Consider the following 12,179-nt stretch of genomic DNA (forward strand, 5'->3'; position numbering starts at 1 on the left):
AGGCGGGCCGGGAAGAACCTGGCAAAGAAGAGACATAAGGCCGGTATCGCTGCCCTGGGGACAGCTGCTACCGAGACCCCATAGAGGTTGCTTACACGCCCTGATAGCGCTCAACAAGGGCCCCGGCTAAGGCTTGAAAGGCTTGACCTCGGTGGCTGACACGGTTTTTATCCTCTGCGGTCATCTCGGCTGCGGTGTGTTCTTGGCCATCGGGGATAAAGACCGGGTCGTAGCCAAAACCACCCCCGCCGTGGGGGGCATCCGCGATGGTCCCGTACCAGCGACGTTCGATAGTCACTTCTCCGTCGCCATCAACCAGTGCGGCCACACAGACAAAATATGCCCGGCGGTCAGTCACGCCATTGAGGTTTTCTAATAAGAGCGACACGTTGTCGGTGTCCTCACCACTGGGGCTGTACCGAGCGGAATGGATACCGGGAGCACCGCCAAGAGCGTCAACACAAATCCCGGAGTCATCGGCAATCGTGGGTTGCCCGCTGTCAATAAAACCCGCACGGGCTTTAATCAACGCGTTTTCGGTAAAAGTATCGCCGTCCTCCTCTGGGGGGTCACCCTTGGGCCCCACAATGTCTACCGACGGCCACACGTCGGCCATGATGGCCTGGACTTCACCGCGCTTGTGGGCGTTGTGACTGGCGAAAACCAGCTGCATTACGACGCCAATGTTGTTCGTTGAATGTCGACCAGGGTCGAGATACCCTCCAGCGCAAGGTCGACAAGGTCGCCCAATTCGTCTTTCGAAAAGGGTTGCCCCTCAGCGGTGCCCTGTACTTCGACCAGGAGTCCTCGGCCTGTCGCCACCACATTCATGTCGGTCTCGGCGGTGGAGTCTTCGTTGTAGTCCAAATCGAGCGCTGGTTCACCCGCAACAATGCCCACACTGATTGCCGCGACCTCGTCGATCAGTACTTTCGCGCCCTCGGGGACGTGTCCCTGCTTTTTCGCCCACGCAATCGCGTCGGCGAGCGCAACATAAGCTCCGGTGATTGCCGCGGTTCTTGTTCCCCCATCGGCCTGCAAGACGTCGGTGTCGATCACGATGGTGTTTTCGCCCAGTTCCGGGTAGGACACGACGGCCCTGAGGGAGCGGCCGATAAGCCGAGAAATTTCGTGTGTGCGCCCACCCACTTTGCCTTTCACCGCCTCACGGTCCATCCGCGAATTGGTGGAGCGAGGCAGCATCCCGTATTCGGCGGTGACCCAGCCCGTGCCTTGGCCCTTCAACCAGCGCGGAACGCCCGGTTGAAATGATGCAGTACACAACACCCGGGTGTTGCCAAAGCTCACCAACGCGCTTCCTTCGGCGTTTTCTGACCAACCGCGTTCAATGGTGACCTCGCGCAGGGTGCGGTTATCTCGTCCGTTGGACCGTTTAAGCGCCATGGGGTGGTGTCCTCTCGTGGGTGCCGTGTGGTGCAGTGTGTTCCACTGCACGGATGAAATCTTCTGCTCGCTCTTGGTAGTCACGGTATCGGCCAAAACTTGGAGCACCGGGCGACAGCGTTACTACGTCTCCGGGCCCGGCGATGGTGCGTGCTGCGGCCACCGCATCATCCATGTCCGCGGCAACTTCTAACCGCGGCCAGCGACCCTGGTCAACTCCGGCGTCGGTGAGCCAACCCCGAACCTTCCGTAACAGGTCGGGACCAGAGTCTGGTAGCCCGATCAGCGCCGCAGGGGGGTGCTCGACGAGTTCTTGTCGCAACGACTCATCATCGACACCCCGGTCGCGGCCACCCACCAACGCGATTACTCGTTCGCTGCGAAGCGAGCGCAGCGCGGCAGCGAGCGCTGGCGGGTTGGTCGCCAACGAATCGTTGATAAACCGCACGCCAGACGGGTCCGAGACGGGTTGCATGCGGTGGGGTAGGGGATGAAAGGACGCCAGTGCGTCCGCAATGACACTGGGATCCAGAGTGATCACCGTCTCCACCGCAGCGAGCGCCAACAACACATTCCAGGCGTTATGTTCTCCCACAACGGGAAGTGCATCGAGGGCGATCAACTGCTGGTCATGGTGGGCGATAAAGGCCCGGTCGTCTACTCGTTCGATGTGCCAGGCTGAACCCTCCCCCACCGTGATGAGAGGCAGATTCGAGTACCGCGCCGTTAACTCGGTCATCAGAGTCTGTTGTGTGGTGTTGACCACCACGTGGGTGGGGCCGTGCCCGACCAGGTTTAATTTGTCGGTGGCGTAGGCCTCAAAGCTGCCGTGCCAGTCAATATGTTCTTCAAACAGTGCGGTCAGTACTGCTGTGTGGGGTGAAAAGTGCAAGCCGGTTGCCTGATAGCTGGATACTTCGGCGACAACCCACGTCGCCTCCGGCAGGTCCCACAGCGGCACACCGACATTTCCTCCCAAGACCGCATCCACGCCGTGGGCACGCAACAGGTGGTGAACAACCGCGCTCGTGGTCGATTTTCCTTTACTGCCGGTCACACCAATGATTCGCTCATGGTTCAGCGAAAAAAACAGGTCGGTTCCAGAAGTGATCGTGACATCGGCTGCCTGGAGTGCACGAAGCAGCGGGTTACGGGGAGGAATTCCGGGGGAGACTACGGCGATGTCGATCCCACTGGACAAAACGCCCGACGCGGCGTCCTGCTCACCGGTTGCTATGTGGAGGGGAATGTCAAAAGACGCTCGCCATACACTGGCGTGTTCCCCATCGGCCTGGTCGAGTGCGAGCAGTGTCGCAGTGGGAACATCCCGCTCCAGCATTCGAGCGACGGCCTGGCCCTCTCGGCCAATCCCCACAATGGCGACCGTGGCTCCAGCAAGATCTGACGGTGTCAGTCCACGCTCAGCGAAGCGCACCCTGAGCCTCACGGTAGCCGGCGGGTAATGTCGCGCTGTTTTCTGAGGCAGCCCAGACCTGGTGTTCAAGGTCATCGTGCACGTCGGAAAGTCCCGGAATTACTTGGTCGAAGTGGGCGACCACGCGGTGTTGGGACCAGTCTTGTCGCCTGGCGGCCACGCTCAGTGCCACCAGAGACTCGGCTTCGGTTCCCACGCATTCGAAGGGTTTGTGTCGGGCAAGGCCCAACAGTTCTTCGTAGCCGGGGATTTGTTCGGGCTCATCCAACAGGTCTCGACCAAAGATTCCCCGGAGTGCTTGCGGGGAGAGATATGCCGAGAGCACGAGGTAGACAAACCGGCACTTATCGCATTCACCGCACCAGCTGACATCGCCGGCATCCAGTCGATACGCACGATTACAGCTGGTTGCCACCCGGTGGTACTGCGAATAGTTCGCATACGCTCCGGCGATACGCAATTCACTAAAGGGTCGAAGGAGAGAAAAGTAGTGCTCCGGTCTTAACCCGGCTTGGGGCCCCAACACGTCGTGGAGGGCTTTTTCGGCCTCCCACGACTTTGACCACTGGTGGTTAATCGACCAACCATCCACTTCGAGAGTCGAATCAGACGCCGAGGATTCGTTAGACATCACCACGGGTCCCCCATCGAGAATGCGCGACTGACACAGCGCAATCAGCGAATTCATCGCGGTGACAGGGACATGCCCATTCAGGCCACCTTCGGTGTTGAGCTCGAGTAGACGCGGATCGATCGTGCGCTTCGCGGTCACCAGTGGGTGACCGCTTGCTCGTGCGACACGGTGAATCGTGGGGTTAGCGTTTACCGCAAATTGGATGGGGTGCAGGCGGTGATGGTGCAACAGCTCCACACTGACCACCGAATCTTTACCCCCACCGATGGGGACAATGGGGTCACCGGTGTGTTCCCGCCAACTCGCCTCGGGCCACGCCGATGCCACACCAGCGGCTTTGTTGATGATGGCCGGTTGGAGGGGGACAGAAAAACCGTTTCGGTAGGCAAACTCGGCCATCCCCTCCGAGATCAGCAGCGCCAGATACTCTTCGGCTTCCCGGGTAAGCCCCGGCTGTTCAATGACGTACTCATCGGGTGCGGCCAGTTTGTAGTAGCTGAGACCCAACACGGCACCGAGGAGTGCCAACAGTGATTCCAACCGAGGAGTGTCGACACGATCAGCGATGCCTGGAGTGAATTGGACTGTTTCGGTGAAGTCAAGGGGTGTGACCGACCCACCCGCGAGCTGGTAGTGAAAAGTGGCCTCAAAGCGGGAATCAGAAAAACGGTATTCCCGGTAGGAAAAGGTGGTGTAGGCGGTGGGGTCAAACGCCATAGACCAGCTCACCCTCCCCTGATTGACTCCCCGACCTCACGCTCGGAGCAGTGCCAATCTTAGGCCAGAGCCGCTCGGGTGAGAGCGCTACCACGCCTGCCGCGTAGCCTCCTGCTCCAGTAAAGGCTCCAGGTCAGACAGTCGGCCGAGGCCCGCCAAGGGTTTCGACATTCGATGGTTTCGTCGAAGAACCTCACGGTGTCGGTTGAGAAACGCCCAATATCCCGCTGTAAAAGGACACGCGTTCTCACCGACTCGAACATCTGGACGGAATGGGCACCCCTGGCAGTATTGGGTCATTTTTTTGATGTAGGCACCACCGGAGGTGTATGGCTTGGTGGCTACCACACCCCCATCGGCGTGCTGGCTCATACCGACCACGTTGGCGGGCATTACCCAGGGCGTCCCGTCCACAAAAGCATCCACGAACCACTGATTCAGCGCAGCCGGATCGATACCGCGTTGGAGGGCGTGATTACCCAACACCATTAATCGGTTGATGTGATGGCTCCAGCCACGCTGCTGCACTTCTTGCAACACCGTTTTGATGCAGTGGGAGCGAACCAACTCCGGCTTCAACTGGGCGAACTCTTCGGGCAGGGGCGTGTGGTGAGAAAGGTAATTTGAGGTCTCGACGTAGTCGGGCCCTAAATGCCAGTACAAGTGCCACACCCAGTCGCGCCAGCCAGCAATCTGACGGATAAAGCCCTCCACGCTGTTCAACGGCACACCACCCTCGCGATAGCGCTCAAGCGCCCGATCGATCACTTCGCGGGGATCGAGTAGACCCACATTCATGGGGACACTGAGCAAAGAGTGCGCCATCGACCAGTCGTCGGGCATCGCAGCGTCTTCGAAGGGGCCAAAAAGTTCCAGTCGGTGGTCCAGAAAATCGTCCAGAGCCTCAAGGGCTTCTTCGCGGGTGGCGGCGAATACTCGCGGGCCATCGTGGCCGAGGAAACTGGCCTGGCCGGAGGCTTCCATCTGGTCCAGCTCAGCGCGCACCCACGCATCAATCTCGTCTTCTACGGGCCACTTCGGCTCGGGTAACCCGAGCGTTGTCTGACCTTTGGGGGGTGATTGGCGATTGTCGGCATCAAAGTTGTATGCGCCCCCTTCGGGAAGATACCCGCCAGTACTCGCATCTGGCACCATCAGGTAGCCCTCACGGTGTCGCACATCGCGATAAAACGTTTCCATCAACAACTGGCTAGGTTTCTTCCCCGACACCCAGGTGGAAAAATCTTCTTCACTGGTCACAAAACCTCTGGAAGGCAACACGGTAATCGCCGCATCCCGAGAGAGTTCTGTCACCATGTGGCGCAAACCGTGGGAGGTGGGGTTAATCACTTCGATATCTCTGCCGCGCAGCACCTCACGGTAGTAGCTGGCTTGGTGGACCTCCACCCGATCACCCCACTGGGCAATCCGGTGATACAGCGCAGAGAGAATCAGATGGGCTTTCTGCCGATGCATGGTGCGCCTGGCAAACACCCCGCGGTTGTCCACGACGATAATCGGCCCGCCATCGTCAAAATGTGGACCCAGCTGGTCGGAGGTGAGAAAACGTGGGGTGGCGGACATAGCGGCAGTGTAGGGAGCAAAAATGGTGACCCGCCGGGCACACGCTGTGGTTTGTAAGCTGAGCACATGTCCAGCGCGCTACTGACCGACCACTACGAATTAACAATGGTCGACGCCGCCCGCCACAGCGGGCGCGCCTCGAGGCGCTCCGTATTCGAAGTGTTCGCCCGCCGACTACCCTCCGGCCGCCGCTACGGCGTTGTTGCCGGCACCCAACGGCTCATTGACGAAATTGAGAAATTTCACTTCGGTGATGAAGAACTCGCTTTCCTCTCCGACAACTCTGTGGTCGGAGAAGACACCCTCAACTGGCTCGCTGACTACCGATTCTCGGGCACCATCCGCGGTTACCGTGAGGGCGAAATCTACTTCCCCCACTCCCCCATCCTGCAGGTGGAAGGGACATTCGAAGAAGCCTGCTTGGTGGAAACCCTCGTACTGAGTGTGTTGAACCACGACACCGCGATTGCCAGTGCCGCGAGTCGCATGGTGCAGTCGGCAGGAGGCCGCCCACTGATCGAAATGGGCTCGAGGCGCACCAGTGAACACGCCGCCTGGGCAGCCGCACGGGCGGCCTATCTGGTGGGTTTTTCACACACCAGCAACTTAGAAGCAGGCCGACGCTTTGGTATTCCCACCCTCGGCACCGCCGCACACGCTTTTACTTTGCTTCACGATTCAGAAGAAGAAGCATTTCGGGCGCAAATTGCCACGCTGGGGAGTGACACCACCTTGCTGGTCGACACCTTCGATGTGGAGCGGGCGGTGGAGCGAGCAATTAGCGTCGCTGGGCCCAACCTGGGTGCTGTCCGCATCGATTCGGGTGATTTACCGGTGGTGGTGCGCCAGGTCCGTGAACAACTGGATCGGTTAGGAGCCACCTCCACACGAATTGTGGTGACCAACGATTTGGACGAATACACGATTGCGGCTCTCCAAGCCTCCCCGGTAGATGCTTACGGGGTGGGCACTTCCGTCGTGACCGGCTCGGGTCATCCTGCTGCCGGGCTTGTCTACAAACTGGTATCCCGACAAGACGATTCAGGGCAACAGGTCTCAGTCAGTAAAACCAGTGTCGGCAAAGCTAACCCCGGCGGCCAAAAAAAGGCTGTTCGTGTGATCAAAGACGGTATCGCCCAGTACGAACAGGTGATGACCGGCGAGACATTGCACCCGGACATCACCGAATCACGAGAGTTACTTGTCGACTACATGAGTAACGGTGAGAGGCTCGAGCACGACACCTCACTGAGCGCAGCACGCGAGCACCATCTGCACGCCATCGCAGAGCTTCCACCACATGCCTTTCGGTTGGCAGACGGTGAGCCTGCCATCGAGACCGTCATCAATTGACGGTGGTCAACAAACGGTCACGAACCCGCGGCAATGTCCACGCACTGGGATGAGTTTTGTAGCAACCCGTTTTAGACTGACCGTATGGCTGATCCCGAAGAAACCACCGCTGGTGGCGTTGATGTGCTCGATCGCGAGTTGGAAAAACTCCTCAACGAGGAGCAGCTAGAAGACGGCGATCACGAACGCTTTTCGCACTACGTCAAGAAGAACCGGATTATGGACTCGGCTCTTAGCGGGTCGCCCGTTCGGGCACTGTGTGGAAAAGTGTGGACCCCAGGGCGAGATCCAGAAAAATTTCCGGTATGCCCTGAGTGTAAAAAAATCTACGAAAGCATGAAGAAGTAAAGAGTCCTCTCCCGTTTCTTCATCTAGGGGCCATTTTCACCCAGGGGTCATTTTTCTCGATCGAAAAATCTCAGCAGATTCCTCTGCCAGATCCGGTGTCGACTGGGATTACGGCAGTTCGTCGAGGGTGACCCGCACGGTGTAAGACTGACTGCCGCGCACGTAGGTGAGAGTGGTCTCTGTTCCGCCCGGCACAGTGCGCACTTGTGCGGTCAAGTCGATTCGGTTGGTAATGGGTAGGCCATTAAACCGCGTCACAATGTCCCCCGCTCGAAGTCCCGCCTTGTCGGCGGCTCCGCCAGGACTCACACTGTCGATCGCGGCACCGGAGACGGAAGCGTTCTCATCGAACGCCGCATCGGTCACTGTTGCGCCGAGAAGACCGTGGCTGGCGTCACCGGTCGCAATCAGCTCGTTCGCCACACGCATCGCGTAGTTGGAGGGAATGGAAAAACCGAGGCCGATACTTCCCGCACCCTGGGAACCGACTTGGTTGGAGGCAATCGCCACATTGATGCCGATTAGTTCACCCTTCGTGTTGAGAAGTGCGCCCCCGGAGTTGCCGGGGTTGATTGATGCGTCGGTTTGGATGACCGGCAGTGACACGGTGCCCACATTGCCCGACTGTCCGAAGGGCAAATCGAAGTCGAAAAGGTTAGGCCCATCTTCGGGTGTTTCTGAAGAGCCGACCGTAATCGACCGGTTCAGGGCGGACACGATTCCGTTGGTCACCGTGTTCGAAAGCCCCAACGGTGCGCCGATCGCGACCGTTTCGTCGCCGACGTTTAGTTGGTCAGAATCCCCGAGGGGGATAGGAGTGAGGCCCGCTCCGGTGTCAATTTTGATGACAGCGATATCCGACAGTGGGTCACTTCCCACCACTTCGCCCGACCACAGTCGACCATCAGTGGTGGAGACCCGAATCCGGGGGTTGCTTTCGGCACCACCCACGCTGACGACGTGAGCGTTGGTGATGATGTGGCCCTCTGAGCTGATAATCACACCGGATCCACTCCCGGCGGTGCCCATTCCTGCCACTTCAAGGGTCACCACAGACGGCATCGCTTGGGCGGCGACCGCTGAGATGAGGGTCGCGTCATCAACTTGATTGACCGTTACCGTTTGTGGGCTGGTTACTCCCGCTGTGACAAGGCCTTCAGAGGTCAACTGCCACACGGCAAAAGAAGCCCCGGCGACACCACCTAATACAGAACCGACCACCAGGGTCATCACTGCGCCCAATCGACGAAGGCGAGCGCCCTGGCGTTGACGCTTTTGTTGCCGCTCACTGGCGAGCACCGCATCGCGAATACCCTGATACCTGCTCTGGTGGAAGGGTGACCCGGTGTAGCCGGACCGGCCCAACTGCTCGCTTCCACTCTCCGCGCCAGTCTCCGCGCCACTCTCCGCGTTTTCCGAAGCGGGGGCGGCGACGGAGTGCTCCGATTCTGTTGATGCAACAGCCTCGGCTTCTGGCGGAGTGCCGGCCGCATCAGATCGGCTCGCCTCGGTGGGAGCCTTGTCGGGAGTGCCAGCGCTCAGTGGTTGCACCTCCGGCGACCCGGAGCTATCGGACCGATCTGTTGGCACACCTGGCGTGGGTTGGTCGGATCCGGACGATTCCGGTTTATTGGGGTTTTCGATATCCCCATTGCGCTCTGACATCAACAACCATCCCTTCGGCTCCCCACAGTGTGCGGGCCAAAGCTTGGCAAAGCCTTAGTAAAGCGTTGGTGTCACGCGGGTAATCGCTGGGGAGGTTATCCGAAAAGTCTAGTGATCTCATTTGACCAGCAGGGGTGAGACGCTCAACACCTCCATATTTCGAGACAACGCTGTGGCGCTCACATAACCGTCAATGTCGTCAAATTCGTCACCTTCGAAACGGAATTCGACCCGGTAGTCCACCACAAGGTCCACCCGGTAGTTCCCGGGTCGCAGATAACGATGCGAGGTGGGAGTCGCAGCGAACTGCGGCACATTCCGGCTGGACCACGAGTCTCCTCGAACACTCACCGTTCGAGACGCACCATCACCAAAGCTCCAGTGGTAGGTCACCGGTTGGAAGCGAACCTCCACCGGCCAACCCAGTAGCTCGCCGCGCACCGTGTGGCGGGAGGCACCCGCAATCATGTTGGTGGGCAAGGTGGGCACACTCCAACCGTTGGGCTCAAACACAATCGAGGGCCGATCGGGTCGAAAGCTTTCCAACTCTGAGGCATACCGCGGAGGGGTTGGTGGGGTGTTGGTGACCTGTTCGACCGGAGGGTTTTTGCTGGGGGCAGCACCGCGGCAGAGTCCCTGCACTTTGATTTCACACTCTGTGGAACCGAGTTCCGCCTCTTGCCGGATGGGCGGCGGGCTGGTGGGTCCCGACTGGCCACTGGAACCAGCACTGGTGCCGGGAGTTCCACTTCCGCTCTGGTCGCCTTCAGATCCGGCGTTGCTCTCCTCCCGGATGATGGTGACCTGGTCGCCATCATTGTCAGTAGTCCACTGCGTGGTGGTGTCAGTGCAGGAACCGGCAGTGCGCTCCGCTTGGGAACACTGCGCATAGGCCACAGACCCTGTGACCACCACAGCGCTCACCATCAGTGCGGTTAACACCACGAGGTGAAACACTATGGGGCGAAACATCATCAGATGAAACACCGGGCCTACCCCACCGGATTGTCTGTGCCACACGGGTGGTACCCCCTCCAGGTTTGCGTTGCATCGACTTTCAACTGGTCAAGCTCTGACCCGACTAACCACAACAACACCGGCTCGAGGGGTCCCGCATCGGGGTTGGCTTCGTCGATAAATTCTTGCCACAGGGCAAGGTCTGCCTCTGTTGGCGAATCGGCGACGGGATCAACGGCCTCGCCGACACCACCGGATTCCGAGAGTGTGGTCTTCCCGTCGCCACCTGTGGAGGTGGAGGCCAACCATTCAACGAGTCCTTCCGGGGTGTCAGGGGAATCTGCGGGCACTACCCACACTCTGCGCGAGTCAATGCAGGCGAAGGCCGCCACTTCCCACATGTTGTGGGGGCTCCAGCGGACTGACTGGACACTGAGGGCAAAGAACTCCGTGTGTCCCAGGGTTTTGATGCGACGTTCCCGGTAGTCGGCAAAACCGCGCTCCTCCACTGCTAACCATTCGGGGGTGACACCGTCGGCCATAGCATCGACGGCGACGCCACCTGTCGCACCCACCTCATCGGTGAGTGCCAGATACTGACTGACTGCCGCGGCTGCCTGGGGTGTGGCCTCAGACCGAGACGGTGTCTCGATCGCTGGTGTCGCACCTTGCCGAGTGGTGGTTTCCTCTCGGGCAGTGGGCTGTTCATCGCCGCTGAGGCCCCCGTCAGGGCCGTCGGAGTTGCCCCCCTCAAGGCTCTCAACACCGGCAGGGATTGGATCGAATAACTCTGTGGTGTCTCCCGCGTCAGCAATCTGCCCTTGAGCGCCCACACAGGAGACCAGGCTGAGGGCACACAACCCTACCCAGAGGGTGCTGAACCACGTCGCACGCGGGTGGTGATAGCCGTGGTGGCGGTGGCGTTTTCGTTCTCGCACTGACATGTCGGGCAGAGTAGGGCCCGAGTCCGATGGCGGGGGCAAGTTATCCCCACCCCAGTGCGGGTGTGTGGTGCGGTGCTCACTGGTGGGAGCTACGGTCCGTGAAGCCCGAGGTGCCTATTAACCGGCGAAGCCGACTAATTCGCGTGCGGTGCCGTCATCAATAATCAGGTCGGTCATGACCCCCGCCGCGAGCGCTCCGCGGAGGGCTTCTAGTTTGCGTTGACCACTGACCACGCAGAGTCGTCGGGGCGCCTGGGAGATGACGTGTAAACCTGGCCCGCTGGAGCGAGCGTTTACTTCAATGTCTGTCCAGGTCCCATCTGCGCGGTAAAACACGGTGGCGACGTCGCCGACGATTCCTTCATCCCGCAACTGTTGGATTTCTCGACCGTTCAGGTAGCCACCGGTGTAGACCTGGCTGGGCACATCGGCGGTCATCGATCCGAGGCCAAATAGTGCGAGGTCCATCCGACGTTGGAGCGCTAGCACTCTTTCGGTGCTGCGCTCTTGCCACATCAGTTCTTTGGTTTTGGCGTTATCAAAAAAGGTGGGTACCGGGAAGTGCTGCACCCGGGCTTGGTAGGCCTCACCAAAGCGCTGCAGGATTTCGCTGGCGTAGGTGACTCCGGTGGTGTGGTCGTTGCCGGCACCGTTCAGCTGAACGACTTCAGCATTGTTAACGGTTTTCTTGATGAGGTGTCGACTAATCGCACTCAGGGTGGACCCCCAGGCGATCCCGAGGGTCATATTGGGGGAGAAAAATTGTCCGAGCATTCGTGCGGCGCTGAGGGCAACGCGCTCGAGCCGGTCAACATGCGAGGTTCGGTCAGGCACCGGCACGAGGTAGGCGTTGACGCCGTACAACTCCTTAATCAGACCTTCGATCCGCCGTGGGGCGTCTTCGGGTGAGTGCACCCGGATGTCAACAATTCCCTGGGATCTGGCCATTGCAAGTAGGCGGGAAACGGTCGAGCGGCTCACCCGCAACTCACTGCCGATGGCTTCCATTGTGAGGTCTTGGAGGTAGTAAAGCTGGGCAGCTTTGAGTGCGTCTCTGGTTCGCAGGGTGTCTTGAGCTCGGGGTGCCATAGCCGACATTCTTGCACGTTCGTGCAAATGGATTGAGAGGAAGTTCATT

General features: G+C 59.5%; 11 protein-coding genes. 2 read left to right on the top strand and 9 right to left on the bottom strand.

The genetic code is table 11. The features are described from left to right. Window positions 1-91 precede the first annotated feature (91 nt). The 5 genes from rdgB to C3B54_RS07435 form a co-directional block, all read right to left on the bottom strand. Window positions 92-673 (bottom strand): RdgB/HAM1 family non-canonical purine NTP pyrophosphatase, encoded by a 582-nt coding sequence (rdgB, locus tag C3B54_RS07415; RefSeq protein ID WP_104913926.1) that lies wholly within the window; start codon window positions 671-673, stop codon window positions 92-94. Beyond that, window positions 673-1,404, bottom strand: coding sequence for a ribonuclease PH (gene rph, locus C3B54_RS07420; RefSeq protein WP_104913927.1), 732 nt, complete (start codon window positions 1,402-1,404; stop codon window positions 673-675). Before rph ends, rdgB begins: the two co-directional genes overlap by 1 nt. Further along, window positions 1,394-2,851 carry a UDP-N-acetylmuramoyl-L-alanine--D-glutamate ligase gene (murD, locus tag C3B54_RS07425; protein WP_158665591.1) on the bottom strand — a complete coding sequence of 486 codons (1,458 nt, stop codon included), beginning with the start codon at window positions 2,849-2,851 and terminating at the stop codon, window positions 1,394-1,396. The genes rph and murD overlap by 11 nt, the downstream gene beginning before the upstream one ends. Continuing rightward, a complete protein-coding gene (locus C3B54_RS07430) occupies window positions 2,826-4,190 on the bottom strand; it encodes a MurL-like N-terminal domain-containing (protein ID WP_104913929.1) in 1,365 nt (454 codons plus the stop codon). Before C3B54_RS07430 ends, murD begins: the two co-directional genes overlap by 26 nt. A gap of 87 nt (window positions 4,191-4,277) precedes the next feature. Next, entirely contained in the window at window positions 4,278-5,774 is a 1,497-nt protein-coding gene (locus tag C3B54_RS07435; protein WP_104914341.1) for a cryptochrome/photolyase family protein, read from the bottom strand. 66 nt (window positions 5,775-5,840) lie between these two features. On the opposite strand from C3B54_RS07435, the gene C3B54_RS07440 reads away from it, so the two are divergent. Continuing rightward, window positions 5,841-7,127, top strand: a complete 1,287-nt coding sequence (locus C3B54_RS07440) for a nicotinate phosphoribosyltransferase (RefSeq protein WP_104913930.1) — start codon at window positions 5,841-5,843, stop codon at window positions 7,125-7,127. Between the two features lie 84 nt (window positions 7,128-7,211). Continuing rightward, complete coding sequence (locus tag C3B54_RS07445) at window positions 7,212-7,475, top strand: DUF3039 domain-containing protein (protein WP_104913931.1); 264 nt, start codon at window positions 7,212-7,214, stop codon at window positions 7,473-7,475. A gap of 108 nt (window positions 7,476-7,583) precedes the next feature. Here C3B54_RS07445 and C3B54_RS07450 read toward each other — a convergent pair whose 3' ends face one another. The 4 genes from C3B54_RS07450 to C3B54_RS07465 form a co-directional block, all read right to left on the bottom strand. Continuing rightward, on the bottom strand, window positions 7,584-9,140 hold the full coding sequence (locus C3B54_RS07450) for a S1C family serine protease (RefSeq protein WP_245867886.1): 1,557 nt from the start codon (window positions 9,138-9,140) through the stop codon (window positions 7,584-7,586). A 117-nt stretch (window positions 9,141-9,257) separates the two neighbouring features. Beyond that, the gene (locus C3B54_RS07455; protein WP_158665592.1) at window positions 9,258-10,160 is read right to left on the bottom strand and encodes a PKD domain-containing protein; all 903 of its coding nucleotides are present in this window, start codon (window positions 10,158-10,160) and stop codon (window positions 9,258-9,260) included. Further along, complete coding sequence (locus tag C3B54_RS07460; RefSeq protein WP_158665593.1) at window positions 10,133-11,041, bottom strand: hypothetical protein; 909 nt, start codon at window positions 11,039-11,041, stop codon at window positions 10,133-10,135. The genes C3B54_RS07455 and C3B54_RS07460 overlap by 28 nt, the downstream gene beginning before the upstream one ends. A gap of 117 nt (window positions 11,042-11,158) precedes the next feature. Continuing rightward, window positions 11,159-12,130: a sugar-binding transcriptional regulator gene (locus tag C3B54_RS07465; RefSeq protein ID WP_104913934.1), complete on the bottom strand. Its 972-nt coding sequence runs from the start codon at window positions 12,128-12,130 to the stop codon at window positions 11,159-11,161. Between the last annotated feature and the right edge of the window lie 49 nt (window positions 12,131-12,179).

The organism is Pontimonas salivibrio, from assembly GCF_002950575.1.
Lineage (GTDB): Bacteria > Actinomycetota > Actinomycetes > Actinomycetales > Microbacteriaceae > Pontimonas > Pontimonas salivibrio.

Excerpts from the sequence above, each read along its gene's own strand:
- rdgB (WP_104913926.1), bottom strand. The coding sequence starts at position 673 with ATGCAGCTGGTTTTCGCCAGTCACAACGCCCACAAGCGCGGTGAAGTC.
- rph (WP_104913927.1), bottom strand. The coding sequence starts at position 1,404 with ATGGCGCTTAAACGGTCCAACGGACGAGATAACCGCACCCTGCGCGAG.
- C3B54_RS07430 (WP_104913929.1), bottom strand. The coding sequence starts at position 4,190 with ATGGCGTTTGACCCCACCGCCTACACCACCTTTTCCTACCGGGAATAC.
- C3B54_RS07435 (WP_104914341.1), bottom strand. The coding sequence starts at position 5,774 with ATGTCCGCCACCCCACGTTTTCTCACCTCCGACCAGCTGGGTCCACAT.
- C3B54_RS07440 (WP_104913930.1), top strand. The coding sequence starts at position 5,841 with ATGTCCAGCGCGCTACTGACCGACCACTACGAATTAACAATGGTCGAC.
- C3B54_RS07445 (WP_104913931.1), top strand. The coding sequence starts at position 7,212 with ATGGCTGATCCCGAAGAAACCACCGCTGGTGGCGTTGATGTGCTCGAT.
- C3B54_RS07450 (WP_245867886.1), bottom strand. The coding sequence starts at position 9,140 with ATGTCAGAGCGCAATGGGGATATCGAAAACCCCAATAAACCGGAATCG.
- C3B54_RS07460 (WP_158665593.1), bottom strand. The coding sequence starts at position 11,041 with ATGTCAGTGCGAGAACGAAAACGCCACCGCCACCACGGCTATCACCAC.
- C3B54_RS07465 (WP_104913934.1), bottom strand. The coding sequence starts at position 12,130 with ATGGCACCCCGAGCTCAAGACACCCTGCGAACCAGAGACGCACTCAAA.